16 protein-coding genes and 1 pseudogene are annotated in these 16,961 nt (G+C 36.3%); 12 read left to right on the top strand and 5 right to left on the bottom strand.

From position 1 onward, the window contains the following. Window positions 1-9 precede the first annotated feature (9 nt). On the bottom strand, window positions 10-384 hold the full coding sequence (locus F7984_RS09775; protein ID WP_139891888.1) for a hypothetical protein: 375 nt from the start codon (window positions 382-384) through the stop codon (window positions 10-12). Window positions 385-658: 274 nt separating this feature from the next. Between F7984_RS09775 and F7984_RS09770 the strand changes: the two are divergent. Next, window positions 659-1,537: pseudogene (locus tag F7984_RS09770) on the top strand (GNAT family N-acetyltransferase). A 126-nt stretch (window positions 1,538-1,663) separates the two neighbouring features. Here the strand turns inward: F7984_RS09770 and F7984_RS09765 are convergent. After that, window positions 1,664-1,900, bottom strand: a complete 237-nt coding sequence (locus F7984_RS09765; protein WP_066103644.1) for a hypothetical protein — start codon at window positions 1,898-1,900, stop codon at window positions 1,664-1,666. A 205-nt stretch (window positions 1,901-2,105) separates the two neighbouring features. Further along, window positions 2,106-2,600 (bottom strand): hypothetical protein, encoded by a 495-nt coding sequence (locus F7984_RS09760; RefSeq protein WP_066103647.1) that lies wholly within the window; start codon window positions 2,598-2,600, stop codon window positions 2,106-2,108. 101 nt (window positions 2,601-2,701) lie between these two features. On the opposite strand from F7984_RS09760, the gene F7984_RS09755 reads away from it, so the two are divergent. The 5 genes from F7984_RS09755 (at window position 2,702) to F7984_RS09740 (ending at window position 8,321) form a co-directional block, all read left to right on the top strand. Beyond that, window positions 2,702-3,739 carry a threonine synthase gene (locus F7984_RS09755; protein ID WP_066103649.1) on the top strand — a complete coding sequence of 346 codons (1,038 nt, stop codon included), beginning with the start codon at window positions 2,702-2,704 and terminating at the stop codon, window positions 3,737-3,739. Window positions 3,740-3,762: 23 nt separating this feature from the next. Next, window positions 3,763-5,637: a squalene--hopene cyclase gene (gene shc, locus F7984_RS09750; protein WP_140461496.1), complete on the top strand. Its 1,875-nt coding sequence runs from the start codon at window positions 3,763-3,765 to the stop codon at window positions 5,635-5,637. Window positions 5,638-5,730: 93 nt separating this feature from the next. Further along, entirely contained in the window at window positions 5,731-6,546 is an 816-nt protein-coding gene (gene proC / locus F7984_RS09745) for a pyrroline-5-carboxylate reductase (RefSeq protein WP_139891893.1), read from the top strand. Continuing rightward, window positions 6,530-6,682 (top strand): hypothetical protein, encoded by a 153-nt coding sequence (locus F7984_RS19060; RefSeq protein ID WP_192796796.1) that lies wholly within the window; start codon window positions 6,530-6,532, stop codon window positions 6,680-6,682. Before proC ends, F7984_RS19060 begins: the two co-directional genes overlap by 17 nt. Window positions 6,683-6,770: 88 nt before the next feature. Further along, entirely contained in the window at window positions 6,771-8,321 is a 1,551-nt protein-coding gene (locus F7984_RS09740) for a hypothetical protein (RefSeq protein WP_140461495.1), read from the top strand. A 36-nt stretch (window positions 8,322-8,357) separates the two neighbouring features. Here F7984_RS09740 and F7984_RS09735 read toward each other — a convergent pair whose 3' ends face one another. Together F7984_RS09735 and F7984_RS09730 are read right to left on the bottom strand one after the other, a co-directional pair. Further along, complete coding sequence (locus tag F7984_RS09735) at window positions 8,358-9,050, bottom strand: LrgB family protein (protein ID WP_140461494.1); 693 nt, start codon at window positions 9,048-9,050, stop codon at window positions 8,358-8,360. Further along, window positions 9,035-9,424 (bottom strand): CidA/LrgA family protein, encoded by a 390-nt coding sequence (locus F7984_RS09730; RefSeq protein WP_140461493.1) that lies wholly within the window; start codon window positions 9,422-9,424, stop codon window positions 9,035-9,037. The genes F7984_RS09735 and F7984_RS09730 overlap by 16 nt, the downstream gene beginning before the upstream one ends. 798 nt (window positions 9,425-10,222) lie before the next feature. On the opposite strand from F7984_RS09730, the gene F7984_RS09725 reads away from it, so the two are divergent. From F7984_RS09725 to F7984_RS09700, 6 genes are all read left to right on the top strand, one after another. Further along, window positions 10,223-11,632: an MFS transporter gene (locus tag F7984_RS09725; RefSeq protein ID WP_066103662.1), complete on the top strand. Its 1,410-nt coding sequence runs from the start codon at window positions 10,223-10,225 to the stop codon at window positions 11,630-11,632. A 284-nt stretch (window positions 11,633-11,916) separates the two neighbouring features. Beyond that, complete coding sequence (locus F7984_RS09720; RefSeq protein ID WP_066103664.1) at window positions 11,917-12,777, top strand: SDR family oxidoreductase; 861 nt, start codon at window positions 11,917-11,919, stop codon at window positions 12,775-12,777. Between the two features lie 88 nt (window positions 12,778-12,865). Next, on the top strand, window positions 12,866-13,510 hold the full coding sequence (locus F7984_RS09715) for a bifunctional 2-keto-4-hydroxyglutarate aldolase/2-keto-3-deoxy-6-phosphogluconate aldolase (RefSeq protein WP_066103666.1): 645 nt from the start codon (window positions 12,866-12,868) through the stop codon (window positions 13,508-13,510). 33 nt (window positions 13,511-13,543) lie between these two features. Further along, window positions 13,544-14,962 (top strand): glucuronate isomerase, encoded by a 1,419-nt coding sequence (gene uxaC / locus F7984_RS09710; RefSeq protein WP_066103668.1) that lies wholly within the window; start codon window positions 13,544-13,546, stop codon window positions 14,960-14,962. 20 nt (window positions 14,963-14,982) lie between these two features. Further along, window positions 14,983-16,029: a mannonate dehydratase gene (gene uxuA / locus F7984_RS09705; RefSeq protein ID WP_066103670.1), complete on the top strand. Its 1,047-nt coding sequence runs from the start codon at window positions 14,983-14,985 to the stop codon at window positions 16,027-16,029. Between the two features lie 76 nt (window positions 16,030-16,105). Then, window positions 16,106-16,948: an HAD family hydrolase gene (locus F7984_RS09700; RefSeq protein WP_066103672.1), complete on the top strand. Its 843-nt coding sequence runs from the start codon at window positions 16,106-16,108 to the stop codon at window positions 16,946-16,948. Window positions 16,949-16,961 lie beyond the last annotated feature (13 nt).

The raw sequence follows: 16,961 nt of genomic DNA, 5'->3' as shown, positions 1-16,961 counted from the left end.
AACCCAGCCTTACATCAAGGCTGGGTTTTTGTTTCTCCAGGTTTTTATGATCATGGTAACAGATGCAATGAGTGAAAGTAAAAAGATGATTATGCCTGCAATCTCATACAAATGCATGAATAAAATGAAGGCAATTATTTGAGTGACAGCAATGATTATTCCATAAATTGCGTTCTGTTTTTGATTCTTTTTTATGGCAATGAAGAGCTGGAGTGTAATGAAATTACTGATAACCATAATGGTAATTGCCAAAGTATAGTCCATTGTGGTAATGTTTGTCCCTTTTTCAACTGCGAAGATCGAATAAATCGAAATGGGAAGGGCACAAAGATTTATGCCTAATAAAATCAATACCCATATTATACGATACAAAATTTTTTGCATATATTAGACTCCTTGTTATATTCTATTTTACATTTTGTGCAATATAGAGATGGTTATACCCGACTATAAATACTTCAGTTTATATTGTTTGTATTCTTAAACAAATAACTAAATAAATGACGTGCAACTTGTAAATTATGGTAGAATTCACTTGATAGTTACAAAATTTAGAACTATTCATCAGTTTATCCATACGAATTTTGAAAAAGGAGATTACAACTTGTTAACAATTGAAAAAGCAATCTTTTGTGACGCTGAAAAATTAACAGAACTAATGAAGAAAACATTTGATGAAGAAGCAAAAAGATGGCTTATAGATCAAGAGATTGTGGATTGCAATATCCAGCCTCCTGGCTATACTTCAGTTGAAATGACTTAATATATGATCGAAGAATTATCCTATTACAAAATCATCTATAAAGAGGCTATAGTTGGTGGAGTTATCGTGACGATTACCGGTAAGTCATATGGAAGAATAGACCGTATATACGTTGATCCAGATTTTCAGAATCTCAAAATCGGTTCCAGAGTAATGGAATTAATAGAGGAGAAATTTCCAAGCGTAAGACAATGGGACCTTGAGACATCCAGCAGACAGCTTAATAATCACCATTTTTACGAGAAATTGGGCTATAAAACGATCTTTAAGTCGGAAGATGAGTTTTGCTACATAAAGAGGAAAGAGAGTTTGACAAAATCTGATAATTTGGTAGAAAATCATGATATTTCAAATAAACCATATGAAAATTGTGATATGGCATATACAGAATGGTACCAAGTCAACTTAGAAGAGAGTTCTTTTAGTAACAGTAACTTGAGAAGTACTCATTTCAGTAACTGTAATCTTAGTCAGTCAAAATTCCAAAACATAAATTTAAAACACTCCTATTTTGCAGATTTAAACCTATCCTTTTCTAAAATGAGATTAGTTACCCTTGCAGGAATCGAATTTATGGACACAAATCTTGGAGATGACAAAAATCCGATATCCTTTGAAAGATGTGACCTCCAGGAATCAAAGATTAGGAATTGTGACCTAAGTAATCTGGAAATCACGGAAAGTAAGATAACAGGAATGAAAATCAATGGTATTTCAGTGGAAAAATTGTTCGAAGTGTATAACCGAGAGTTGAAAAAGGAAAGTTTCGAATAGGTATATGATCAATTGTTTGAACAAGAATCACATGATCATATAAGGGGAAATTATTTAAATCAAGTAAGGTTAAAACTTAAATAATCACAAAGAAAAAAGAACGAAGATGGTGCGACTATTCACCATTCATCCGTTCTTTTTTGCGTTCTCTTCAAGTTTACTGATTCTTTGTTCGAGTTCTTCTATCCCTAATAGTTTGGATTGTCCATCCAAAAAAATATTGCATATTGACGTTAATAGGAAGCCACCGCCCAAACCAACAAGACACCCTACACCTGGAGACCCAATGGATAGTCCAATTCCAAGGCCAGTTAACAGACTGCCTGGAATAAGGTATTCAGTTAGTGAATGCTGTTTAGCCAACAAATCTCCTCCAATCTTTTTCGAAAGTTTATGTATTCTGGTTAATATTATAACAACTTTAATTTGCAGAATATATACATATTCTTGAAATTAACCTTATTTAACCATTTAGTATCTATAAACTTATTATTCAGCAGGAAACAGTTTTAAAAAAACGCCATGAGGATAGTGGTGAGGTTTCTCGAATAAGTAAAAAGGAGGTGGTTTACATGCTAATACAGCTAAGGTCATAAATTGTCAGATCATAAAATGGACCTTTACTGTCTTCTGATGAGATAACAATACCTTTGTAGCCGTTAGAGGTGAGCATTTCGCGAAGCAAGCTGCCTATTTTAAATTCGGTATCTCTAATAAATAATTTAATGTTTGTTCTGTTATTAACTCCAGATAAATTACGAATTTTATCGAATTGTTTATGGTATATATATGCACTTATCGTTTCGTAAGGTTGTACGAATTCATTGGTAAATGAATCATATAATTTAGCATAGTCCTCATCTTCAATAAATAAGAAGTGTTCCGTATTGACGCGAAACTCTATGATGTTTGGTCCAAACTTTTTAGCCCAATGTTTACGTGTCGTGGCATAAATAGCATCACCATGCTTTTTTCCATGACTGAAAGAGGTCCGTAGTGTAAGGCCTTTATCGAGAATTTTTTCATAATTGGTAGTAGAGGTTCCATGAAATACATCAATCATCTAATCGCCTCCATATTTTTATTAATACCATCATCATAAATGAAAAACGTAAACTTTTCCATCTTAATATGTTGATTAACTGATTAACGAGAGGAGCAGGAATGAGTGAAATTCAATTTATTTGTGTAGATTGCCAGGAGCTATTCATGGAGGAAACGGATAAAAATTGTTGTACATGCGGCGGTCTGTTAATAATCAAAACAAGTAAAAGCATTTTTAAGGATAATTGGATTGTTGGTGAGAACCAGACGATGTGGAAGTACTATCTAGTAGTATCAGTACAAGCAAACAAACGTGCATGGGAGAAGGTATCACTAGGTGAGGGGAATACCGTGCTCGATAAATTGGACTCGGACAATCAGCACATCTACTTAAAATTAGAAAACACTTTACCAAGCCGATCTTATATAGATAGATGCTCAGCATTATTAGTGACTAAGTTACTAGAGAAAAAGATACAAAACATCCTTATAACGGAAGCCACTTGTATGAGTCTTTCTGTTGCTAAATATGCAAAACATGCTCAAATTGCCTGTGAGTTAGCTTTACCTGAAAATACAGCCTGTCAGCTGGTGGATGCACACAGAAATGAAGGAGTCAGAGTAAGCGATTTTGTTTCTGATCAAGAATCTGCTGCAAATAATTTTATTTTACCCGACTTTCACCCCTATATGATTGAGGGAGCAAAAACATATGCATATGAGATATGGGAGCAGTTGGGACACCGTCATCCTGATATCGTTACGTTCTCGGTTGAAACCAGTATGTTAGCAGTAGGTACTTATTATGGATTTAAGGATCTTTTAGAACATCATTTAATAGGAAAACTCCCCAGATTTATCATTGTCGACATTCAATCAACTTCTCTGCCTGTAAAAAGTAAAGCGGTATCTATCCCTCAACCCCTATATAAAGAATTGATAAAAATGATTAAAGAGACAGATGGACACTTACAGACCATTACGAAAACTGAAATCATTCAAGCCAGTAAAGCGCTTTTTATGAGAGGTTATCAGATAGATGAACAAAGTGCAGCAGCCTACGCAGGATGCATGAGATATTATCGAGACTTTTCAATCAAAAATGAATCGATTGTGATACCCCTTAGTAATTTTAGCGAGATAGGAAAATCCAAATAGTTTTTTGGGGTGATAAGATAGTTATGACAAAATCTAACGTTGAGAAGTATATAGCCTCCAAGCTAGAAAGGCTGGAAAAAACACAAAATCAATCAGGTTCATGGACATTCAACTTTGAAGGATCTTCATTAACGGATTGTTTTATGATCTTACTTATACGGACCTTAGGAATAGATGAAGAAGAATTAATGCATCAACTAGTGAAACGGCTGCTGCGCACTCAAAATGATAATGGGTCTTGGAGTATCTATCCGGATGAGAAGGATGGTAATTTATCTGCCACCGTTCAATCTTATACAGCCCTGCTTGTGTCAGGCAAATTTACTCGGATGGATGAGGAGATGAAGCGAGCTGAACAATTTATAATTAAGCATGGTGGAGTATCAAAATCTCACTTTATGACTAAAATGATGCTCGCAGTCAATGGAATGTATAATTATCCAAGCTTTTTTAAATTTCCGATGAGTTATTTTATGCTCCCGCCCCATGTACCTTTTAACATGTATCAATGCAGTAACTATGCCAGAGTGCATTTAACTCCTATGACCATCTGCATTAATAAACGATTTATGTATGAACACAAGGGGATAGATAAGAGTTTCCTTGATGGACAAGAAGGTGGATGGTTTAGAGAGGAACGTTTTTTTCAGACAGAACAATTGATTAATCAACTAAAGATCCTCAATTTTTCTCCATCCTCTTGGCAAAAAGCAGGCTATCAATCTGCAGAAAAGCTAATGATTGACCGGGTTGAGAAAAATGGGACACTGTATAGTTATAGTTCGGCTACCTGTTATATGATTTATGCTTTACTTGCCTTAGGGTATAAACGAAACTCACCGATTATTCTTAAGGCGATGGAGGGAATGAAGAGCTATTTAACGGATACACCTTATGGCCTTCATTTGCAAAATTCACCCTCCCTGGTGTGGGATACAGCTTTATTAAGCTATTCCTTACAAGAAGCGGGGGTTAAGGCAACCCATCCTGTTATCGATCGAGCAAATGCGTATTTGCTGAAAAAACAACAAAGCACGAGAGGGGATTGGACAGTACATGCTCCAGATGTGATTCCTGGGGGATGGGGATTTTCTGACAGCAATCATTATATACCGGATAATGATGATACAAGTGCGGTTTTACGAGCATTAACAAAGCAAAGTAAATTGAACCAACAAGCAAATCTTGCTTGGAAAAAAGGTTTCTCGTATTTGAAGGGCATGCAAAATAAGGATGGAGGATGGGGAGCCTTTGAAAAAGATGCCTATAATTCTTTATTTGCTTATCTACCAATTGAAAATGCAAAGGATGCCATCATTGACGATTCTACCTCAGACCTGACAGGTCGTGTTTTAGAATTTATGGGTAATTATGCTGGATTAACACATGACCATTCCTTTATTAAAAGAGCAGCTGCCTGGCTTCTGAAAGAACAATTATCAGATGGTAGCTGGTATGGAAAATGGGGTGTTTGTTATATTTATGGAACGTGGGCAGCGGTGACTGGACTATGTGCAATCGGAATCAAGCCTGAGCACCCTTCTATCCAAAAAGCAATCAGATGGCTGGAGTCTATCCAGCTGAAAGATGGAGGATGGGGAGAATCCTGTATGAGTGCAGATAAAGAACGTTATATCCCATTGTCCTACAGTACTCCATCCCAGACAGCCTGGGCATTGGATGCTCTCTTAGCAGTTAAGCGGGCAACTTCACCAACCATTCAGAAAGGGGTTAACTTTTTAATAAATGAAGAGTTATACCATCCTAATGCAAACAGGTATCCAACAGGTCTCGGTTTACGGGGTGGTTTTTATATCATTTATGAAAGCTATAATTATATTTTTCCTCTGTTAGCACTGGGTCATTATGAAAAGAAACTGATTACTGACCATACATAGCTACATGGGAATGAGCGCGCTAATCCTAATTTTCTATTTTTTACTTGTTTTATGTTAGAATAGTGGCAAATGAGGAAGAATAGGTGTTGAAGCATGAATAAGAGAATAGGTTTTATTGGCTGTGGAAATATGGGAAAAGCGATGGTTGGTTCTTTGATTAACAGTAATCAAAAACTCGCTGATCAATTGTTGGTATCTGTGCGCTCAGAAGAATCAAAAGTTGCTATTTCGGAAAAGTGGCCGATTCATACAACTCTGGATAATAAAGAAGTTGTCCTAAATTCAGATATAATCTTTTTAGCAGTTAATCCAAACCAATATGAAGAAGTTATTAAAGAAATAAGAGAATATGTTACTGATAAGAAGATTCTTATTTCGATTGCTGCCGGAGTTAAAATAAAGCAAATGGATGAATGGATTGGAGCAGAATCAAAATTTATATTGTCTATGCCTAATACTCCTGTCCTGGTGAATGCAGGGATGACAGCTATTTGTCCAAATGACCATGTCACAGGAGAAGAGTTAGAGGAAATCTGCCAGTTATTTAGTGTGTTTGGAGAATATGAAATTCTTAAAGAAGATGATTTCGAAGCGTTTATTGCTTTATGCGGTTCTTCTCCAGCCTATATTTTCGTATTAATTGAAGCAATGGCAGATGCAGCTGTGAAATTAGGGATAGATCGAAAAAAGGCCTATCGAATGGCTGAACAAACCATTATGGGATCGGCAAAACTCGCTTTGGAAACAGGGATTCATCCAGCAGAACTGAAGGATCAAGTTTGCTCCCCAGGTGGTGCAACGATTGCTGCCATCACAGAACTGGAGGCACAAGGATTCAGAAGTTCTGTCATTAAAGCGATGGAGGTTTGTGCTGAACAATCAAAGAAAATGAATGATGAAGTTTACTAGAAACGAAAATAATGCAGCATCCATTTTACCTTTTAGGGATATGGATGCTGTTTTTTATGCAGTGATTATTCATGGTGTAGTTAAACCATTCTTTGTCCCGCTTTTTATGAATTACACTTTTATCAATCTTAATTAAATTGAAAAAGATTTACACTCACACGTATATTAACAACTATTTCCATGTTAAAATGTTTCTATCTGTTAAGGTCGGGAGAGTGAGTTATATGGATGGAACTTTATTATCTAACAGTATCTATTCGTTGAAAGGAGCCGATTTACGAATCATTTATAGTTTATTAACGAATTTAAATCTAAAAGAACTAATCCCATTTAATTTTAACAAAATCATTTCTAGGAAACATAACACTGATTATGTAAACTGCCTTCTTGAAAAAACCGATGAATATATTCATCTCTCAGATGAGGCATTGCAGGTCAGTTTGTTTCAGGAAATGAATAAAACACTTGAACTAGAAGGTGTTTATTATAGTGAAGCTTTCCATGTGGATAATCAATGTGAAGAAATTGTTGAAAAAGTATATCAAATATATATAAATCAGGAAAAATCATTCCTTCAAAACACGGAACAAATTGAGTTTACAAGGATCCATCACATTATTCACTATCAGCTCAGACAGCTATTTTATGAGGTGGAATATCGCTTTCAAAATCTTTCAGTTGAGGATCAGCAGGATTTTTTAAACACTATATATGAATTTATAATTCAGCTCTCAGAGGATGAAAAATGGATCCTTCTTCAACAATTGCCTGCAAATTATTTGTCAATTGAGGTTTTTAAAGAAATAGAATTATCCACTTTACTTATTCAGGTATCAAATATCAGTCTTCCTTCATTTTTTGATATGTTTACAAAGCTTTTAATGAACTACAATGAAAAGCTTCCAATGAATATCCCATTAATCAATCAAGAAAATATTTCCCCTACGACAAAATTATTAACTTCTCCATATTTTATTACACCCTATGTCCTTGGAGGCAGAGTCCTTCAAATAAACTATCAGCATCATGCCATAAAAAAAAGGCTAATGCCTTTTATCCTAATGCAGATAACTTTAGCGTATTTATGCGATGAAAATTCTGTATCCAGTCCAGTTTTATTCCTGAATGAATGGAAAAGAAGGGTAGAGGAATACCGTCAATTGGAGTATCATTCTGATTTATTAGAAATGAAACATATCGAAATGAGTTCATCTGTCCATAAATCCCGGCAGCGGATAAACGAATTTGCAAATCAAAAAAAACATATTCAGGAACGATTGAATATCGAAATGTACAAGCTTAAATCAACACTCCTTTTTATGGATATAAATGAGTTGACGATAAATCAAAGTTTTGAAAAACATCGTACTGAGTACATTCACATCCAAAAAAAATTAAACCAATTAGCTGCATCCAAAAGCAATGAAATATTGGAAACCAGTTTAATCAAACAATTTACTAATAAATTGCTGAATATGTCAGTGACACTTGATCAGCTTGGTAAAGAGAAAAAAGTGGATGAGCTTCTTGAGAGCTTAGTCCGAGATATTTTAGATTCGGATAGTGACTTTAAACGGGCTGATCGAATTGGGATTAAACAAATACAGAAGGAATTAACGGATATTGATTTCATGATTGAAACGGAGAATAAGATTAAAAGTAAATATGAAAAGGAGCTTATCAAACTGAATCAACAATTACAGGAATGCAGCGATAAGGTGAAACAAATTGAGAACGAAAATTACGGGATTAAAGAGGTAGCGCAAAGTATATGAAAAGTCCGTTTCAGCAAAAACGGACTTTTTTTACCCCTAGTTAATTAAGAGGTTCATGATAATTGGTCCTACAATGGAACCAAAAACAGCGCTTAATGTCATGGAGATAGAACTCATGGAAAAGGTTAATTCACCGAATTCAAATGCCTTTGAGGTACCAATTGCATGGGATGCGCTGCCCAAAGCAATCCCTTTACTAACGGGATTTGTTATGTGGAATAGATTTAAAATAAGCGGCCCTAAAATAGCTCCGGTTAGACCTGCTATCATGACAAAAATAGCTGTTAATGCTGGAACCCCGCCTAATTCCTCGGAGATCTGTACAGCAACTGGTGTAGTTAATGATTTTGGCAATATGGAAACGGCAGTCTCTTCGGCTACACCAGCCAGCTTACTAAATAGAAGTCCGCTAACCATTCCTGCCAATACGCCAAGAAAGACACCTCCTAAAATGACGAATATATGATCTTTCAACATTCTCCATTGTTTATAAAGCGGAAAAGCAAGTGCAACTACTGCAGGACCAAGTAATTGATTAATCCACTCTCCGCCAATCATGTATGTATCATAAGAAATATTAAAAACTGAAAGGATGCAAACAATTAAAATGGTTGTTGTTAAGATTGGCAAAAGAAATGGATTGGAAAATCGGATATACAGTTTATTCAATAAAAGAAATATGATGACAGTTATAATAATAATCGAAATGGCAATCAGTAATTTCCCCATTTATTTTGATCCTTTCGTTTGTTCACTGAATTTTCGAGAATCTGACTGGTTCCTCCGGATATCAGCAGGGTAAAGATTGTACTAATAAATACGACAAACATAATAATGAAACCTTTAGAGGAGAATAGCTCGGGATACTTTATAACACCGATACAGATTGGAACAAATAACAAAGGCAAGAAAGCAATTAAAAAACCAGCTCCACGGTTAATATATTCAACTGGAATTACTTTGAATTTTAAGCAAACTAACAGTAATAATAACCCGATAATACTTGCGGGGACTGGAATGCTAAGCAGCTCTTGTATGAATACACCGATATAATAAAAAAGGAAAAGAACAAGGATTTGCGAGCATATGACTAAATATTTCATGAACCTATTGGCTACTATAGAGTGAAAGTAACCTTCACCTCCAAATTTAAATGATAATTTGATATTACGCTTCCCGTCTGACAAGTCAAATAATTTGCACTTTATGGAAATTACACTGGTACTTCAGCTAGTACTCCTTAATAGCTTTTTGAATCCTGTTAGATTAGGACAAATCAGAGGCTTTGTTGCTCGCTTTTCCAAAAACATTCTATATTGATTTCTCATTAGATTAAGCGGTGATAAGAGGATGATTATATGCATATGAGGAGAGAAGTAATAAGACCCTTTATAAGCTAGAAAAACGTAAGTCATTATCTGTTCAGCTTTGTACCGTTTAAAGTTTTGATTATGAAAACGGAAACAGAAAAATTAGTGAGGATTCTTGTTTGGTTTATTTTACCTCCTAAAAAATTAAAAAAAGGTCTTTTAATCTTATCATGCGCATGCTAGTATACTAGTGTAAATGAACGAAACATAGTTTGAACCAAGAAGAAGTTTCAAACATTTATTTTACTCTTGTTTGTGAAATAATGAGCAATAGTAATTATAATTTATTTTTACACGAAATATTAATGATCAGTTTTAGAACAATTTTACCTCCTGCATTTTATTTTACTTTTCTTTGTGAAATAATGAGCAAAATGAAATGTAAATAAAATTTAGGAGTAAGTATATACTACCAGTTAAGAAGCCTTTACTGTTTACAAAAGATTGATGGAAGTATGGAGTGTAAGTGTTTGAACCTGCTTGGCGGTATTTTCGTCATTTATAACTATTATAGTATTTGGAGGTAATTAAATGAGTGCAGAAGCTTTGAAAAAACAAGGCTCACCAAAAGAAAACCCTACTCCTAATGTTCGTCCTTTCGGCATGAGGGACAAAATTGGATATCTATTAGGTGACTTTGGAAACGATTTCTTTTTCTTATTGGTAAGTGCTTACTTAATGGTATTCTATACCGATATTTTTGGCATCAATGCAGCGACAGTTGGTGCGCTCTTCATGGCTGCTCGTTTATGGGACGCAGTAGCAGACGTAACTTGGGGACGTTTTATTGACACTAGAAAACCAACTAAAAATGGTAAATTTAGACCATGGGTACTAAGAATGTCATTCCCATTAGTTTTCTCAGGGGTTTTAATGTTCGTTACGATTCCTGGTATGGGTGATGGTTTCTACTTGGCATGGGCGTTCGTAACATATATCGTTTGGGGTACTTTGTACAGTACAGTTAATATTCCTTACGGATCTATGGCTTCTGTTATGACAGATAATCCAGTTGAACGTACTTCTTTATCTACTTACAGAACAGCTGGTATGATGCTTGCGAGCTTGATCATCAATGCAGTCGGACCAATGATTGTCTTTGTTGATAACAAAATCGATGCAAATCGTATGTTTATGGCTGCTTGTATCTTTGGTGTGTTGGCAATTTCTTGTTACATCGGTTGCTACAAATTAACAACTGAACGTATCGTTCCTGAAACAAATGATGCAGAAAAAATGGATCTTCGTAAAACGCTTAAAGCGATCGGTCAAAACAAACCACTTATTTGGATTTTAACTGCATCTTTATTATTCATGACAAACAGCATGCTTATGGGAGCAGTAAACGTATACCTATTTAAAGATTATTTCACTAGCACTGCAGCGTTAAGTCTTGTTGGTGTTATGACTACAGTTACAGCATTTATAGCAATGCCGTTGGTTAAACCATTAGTTGCTCGTTTCGGTAAAAAAGAAATTGCTTCTATTGGTATGGGATTTGCGGCTATCATTTACTTCGTACTATTCATGCTGAAAGATATTGATGCAATGACATTTGTATGGATTGCAGCACTTGGTATGTTTGGTACAGCATTCTTAAACGTTGTTATTTGGGCGTTTGTAACGGATGTTATTGATTATCATGAGTTCTTAACTGGTTTACGTGAAGATGCAACGATTTATTCAGTTTACTCCTTCGCTCGTAAAGTAGGTCAAGCCGTTGCTGGTGGTCTTGGCGGTTTCTTGATCGCTGCAGTTGGTTACAATGCAGCACTTGAAACACAAACAGAAGGTACGTTAAATGGAATTCATGCACTTGGTACATTAGCACCAGCGTTGTTCTATGCAGTTATTTTCTTAATCCTAATGTTCTTGTACCCATTAAACAAGAAACGTACAGAGCAACTTGCAATTGATATTGCTGAAAGACGTAAAAAATAATTAGTAAAGAGATAGCTCTTAAATGGGCTATCTTTTTTTGTTATTGGGGAATTTGTAAAAAGAAGAAAAGGATGTAAAAGGAAGAGTATTTAATGAATTACGTACATACTTTGAATCTGGTAGAGCATGATAAGTAATGGGCATTTAATGTATGAGTTATGTTCAAATTTAGAAAAATAAATTATTGATATAACTCGTCAAGTATGCTAGTATACAAGCATGCAATAACACGTATACATAGTGTTTATGAAAATTTCAATGCAAATATATGGAGGTATGACGAAATGACTACTTTACCTTTTAAAGTTGATTTAACAGATAAAGTTGCGGTTGTTACAGGCGGCGCTGGAATCCTTTGCGGAGCATTTGTTGATGCTTTGGCTGCATGTGGAGCGAAAGTTGCCATTCTTGACCGCGCTTTAGAAAATGCTGAAAAGAAAGCTGAAGAAGTTCGCCAAAAAGGCGGAATTGCGATTGGTGTTGAAGCAAACGTATTAGACAAAGAAAGCCTAAAAGCTGCACACGCAGTTGTAAAAGAAAAATTAGGACTTTGCGATATCTTAATCAACGGTGCTGGTGGTAACCATCCACTTGGAACTACTACTAAAGAATATTTATTCCCAGAAGATTTGAATGGTCAATTGAAAGATACAATCACTTTCTTCGATTTAGATCCAGAAGGAGTTCAATTCGTATTCAACTTGAATTTCTTAGGTACTTTATTACCTTCTCAAGAATTTGCAAGTGATATGGTAAATCGTAAAGGTGCAACAATCATCAATGTATCTTCTATGAATGCATACACACCATTAACAAAAATTCCTGCTTACAGCGGTGCGAAAGCTGCAGTAAGTAACTTTACACAATGGTTAGCGGTTCACATGTCTAAAGTTGGAATCCGTGTTAATGCAATTGCTCCAGGATTCTTCGTTACAGCACAAAATGAAAAATTGTTGAAAAACGAAGATGGCTCTTACACTGAGCGTTCTGAGAAAATCCTTCGCAATACGCCGATGGATCGTTTTGGTGAAGCGGAAGAGCTTGTTGGAACAATGTTATACCTTGCAAGCCATGAAGCATCCAGCTTTGTTAATGGCGTAATCATCCCAGTTGATGGTGCGTTCTCTGCATATTCTGGTGTTTAATTAGGGCTAAAAAATTGAAAACAAATAGCGATTAATCTATCGCTATTTGTTTTGTTGATATCGACTCGAAAACTGGAGTGTGAATGTTATGTTACCAAAATTTGAAGTATTAAATGAAATGCGCAAAGGCTATGTTGTAGCAGTTGTTCGCGGTAAGACAAAAGAAGAAGCTGTTGAAATTGCTAAACAAGCATATGCAGGCGGTATTCGTTCTTTAGAAATTACATTTACAACACCTGATGCAGGTGACGTTATTGCTGAACTTGCAAGCATGAATGATGACAACATGATCATTGGTGCTGGAACAGTATTAGATGAAGCTACAGCTCGTCTTGCTATTATGAAGGGTGCACGCTATATCGTGAGTCCACACTTTGATAAAAACATTTCATTAATGTGTAATCGTTATTGTGTTCCTTACTTACCAGGTTGCGGATCCGTAACTGAAGTAATGGAGGCTGTTACATACGGTTCTGATGTTATCAAAATGTTTCCTGGAAGCCTTCTTGGCAAATCCTTCATTAAGGATGTACACGGACCACTTCCACATGTTCAAATGATGCCTTCAGGCGGTGTTAGCAAGGATAACTTGGCTGACTGGATCGAAGTTGGTGCATTTGCAGTAGGTATCGGAAGTGCCTTAACGAAGAATGTGAAAGATGGAGATTACAGCTCTGTCCAAGCAGTTGCAAGAGAGTTTATGGACCATTTAGCAACACTTCAAAATAAATAATCAAGACCTGCTACATAAAGGAGGGTAAAGCGGATGAGTTCATTTATACATGAAAACTTTATATTGCAAAATGAAACAGCTGTGAAGTTGTATCATGAATACGCTAAGAATATGCCTATTTATGATTACCACTGCCATTTATCCCCAAAGGATATTGCAGAGAATCGTAAATTTAAAAATATAACTGAACTATGGCTCGAAGGTGACCATTATAAATGGAGAGCAATGAGAGCACATGGGATTCCTGAAAAGTATGTTACTGGTGATGCCGATCCGAAGGAGAAGTTTGAGGCTTGGGCTAAAACTGTTCCATATACAGTTGGAAACGCTTTGTATCACTGGACTCATATTGAGTTAAAAAACTACTTCGGTATTGAAGAATTATTAAACGAACAAACATGGGAAAGCATTTGGAACCGTTGTAATGAATTGTTGCAGCAAGATGATTTTTCTGTTCGCGAACTCATCAAACGCTCAAATGTAAAAGTAATTGGCACGACAGATGATCCGACGGATGATCTTATGTATCATGCGCAAATCGCTGAATTGCCTGATTTCCCAGTGAAGGTTCTTCCTTCATTCCGACCTGACAAAGGATTGGAAATCAATAAAGCTACATTCGTTCCATTCGTGGAGACTCTTGAAAAGGTTGCTGACAAATCATTAGCAACTTATGCGGATTATATTGCGGCTCTATTGGATCGAGTTCAATATTTCCACGAAAAAGGCTGCAGAATTTCTGACCATGGCCTATCAGAGGTTCCATTTGCTGAATTCGATGAAAGCGAATTAGATGGAATTTATCAATCTGGCCGTAGCGGTAAAGCTGTAAGCCTAGAGGATGAAAATAAATTCAAGACAGCCATCATGATTGCTCTTGCAAAGGCCTACACAGAAAGAGGCTGGGCAATGCAGCTTCACTTTGGTGCAATCCGCAATAACAACACAAAAATGTTCAAAAGATTAGGACCTGATGCAGGCTTTGACTCCATCAGTGATCAAGGCGAAGTAGCCGCACCATTAAATGCGCTGCTAGACGCGTTAGAAATCAGGGATTCCCTGCCTAGAACAATTGTGTATAATTTGAATCCTGTTTATAACGAACTGATTGGTACAACGATTCAAAACTTCCAAACAAACGAAGAAGGAATCGCGGGTAAAATCCAATTTGGTTCTGGTTGGTGGTTCAATGACACTAAACCAGGCATGATTCGCCAAATGACAGCTTTAGCTGATCAAGGATTATTAAGTCACTTTGTAGGGATGCTGACAGATTCACGTAGCTTTATCTCTTATAGCAGACATGAATACTTCCGCCGCATTCTATGTAACTTAATAGGTACTTGGGTAGAATCTGGCGAAATTCCAAATGATCCGGCATTGCTGCAAAACTTAATTGAAAACATCTGCTTTAATAACGCTAAGAACTATTTTAATATAGATCTTCAATAATTTTTAGGAGGAAACTTACTATGGAAATGTCATTCCGTTGGTATGGAAAAACTGATAGTATTCCTTTGGAATACATCCGTCAAATTCCAGGTATGAAAGGAATTGTAACAGCTATTTATGATATCCCGGTTGGTGAAGCTTGGCCGATGGATAAAATCGAAGAATTGAAAAAGACTGTAGAAGATGCTGGTATGCACATCTCTGTTATCGAGAGCGTACCGGTTCATGAAGATATCAAAATTGGTTTGCCAACTCGTGACAAATATATCGAGAACTACAAAACGACTTTACGTAACCTTGGTAAAGCTGGTATCCCAGTTGTGTGCTACAACTTCATGCCAATCTTTGACTGGACACGTACAGATTTAGAATACCGTCTTCCAGATGGTTCTACAGCTCTTATCTTCGAAGAAGAAGTAGCTAAGAAAATGGATCCACTAACAGGTGAACTTTCTTTACCAGGTTGGGATTCCAGCTATAAAAAAGAAGACCTGCAACAATTATTTGATCACTACAAAAATGTTGATCATGAAAAACTTTGGGAAAACCTTGAGTATTTCATTAAAGAAATTATTCCAGTTGCAGAAGAAGCTGGCGTAAAAATGGCAATCCACCCAGATGATCCGCCATTTGATATCTTTGGATTACCACGTATCATCACAAACAAAGAAAACCTAGAAAGATTCGTTAACCTATATGACAGCCCATATAACGGTTTAACAATGTGCAGCGGTTCACTTGGTTCTCACCCAAATAACGATTTCCCAGAAATGCTTCGTTACTTTGGTAAGAAAGACCGCGTAAACTTTGTACATGCCCGCAACGTTAAATTAACAGGCGGAATGTCATTCGAAGAAAGTGCTCACCCATCTGAGTATGGTTCTGTTGATATGTATGAAGTGATTAAAGCAATGAAAGACTTCAACTATGAAGGACCAATCCGTCCTGACCACGGTCGTATGATCTGGGGCGAAACTGGTAAGCCTGGTTACGGTTTATATGATCGTGCATTAGGTGCTACTTACCTAATTGGATTATGGGAAGCAGTAAATAAAAATAATCGCTAATGATTAAAATAAGTCGATGCGAATCTTCCAAGTAAGAATTCGTATCGGCTTATTCATATAGAAGGAGAGTATAGAAATGAAGGACAACATCAAAGAATTTGTTAAAACAAAAGACTTTTTAGTATGCGTTGATTCCGATGGTTGCGCAATGGATACGATGGGTGTAAAACACGAAGAAGCATTTGGACCGCGTGCAGTAGATGTATGGGAGCTTCATCACATTAAAGATCGTTTCCTAAAAGTATGGAATGATATCAACCTTTACACAAGAACAAGAGGAATCAACCGCTTTAAAGGGGTTGTCGCTACTTTCGAAGCTTTAGAAAAAGAAGGCATTGAAATGCCTGATATCACTTCTTTCAAAAAATGGGCTGAAACAACGAATGAACTTTCCAATCCATCACTTGAAAGAGCGATTGCTGAAACAAATGATGAGCAATTAAAGAAAGCTTTAGAGTGGAGCCATGCGGTTAATCGTACGATTGAGGAAGAACTGGCTGGAAATGATAAACCTGTTGAAGGTGCTAAAGAAGGCTTAGCAGCTGCTAATAATGTAGCAGATGTAGCGATTGTATCATCAGCAAATGGTGCAGCTGTACTTGATGAATGGACAAGACATGAACTAAACGTACATGTTGATGTCATGCTTGGACAAGAAGCTGGTACTAAAGCTTACTGCATAGAGCAATTGAAAAAATTCGGTTATGAAAACACTCGTGTATTGATGATCGGTGATGCTCCTGGAGATTTATCTGCTGCTGAGGTAAATGACGTTCTTTATTACCCAATTCTTGTTGGTAAAGAGAAATTCTCTTGGGATCGTTTTCAAAACGAAGCTTTGGCTAAATTCTTAGACGGCAGCTTTGCAGGAGAATACCAAGAACAATTGATTAAGGAATTCAACGATAACTTAAAATAAGGTTTGGAGGAAG

The organism is Pradoshia sp. D12 (assembly GCF_008935075.1).
GTDB lineage: Bacteria > Bacillota > Bacilli > Bacillales > Pradoshiaceae > Pradoshia.
Note: the sequence above shows the minus strand (reverse complement) of the source record. Positions and strands in the feature narration are given on the sequence as shown.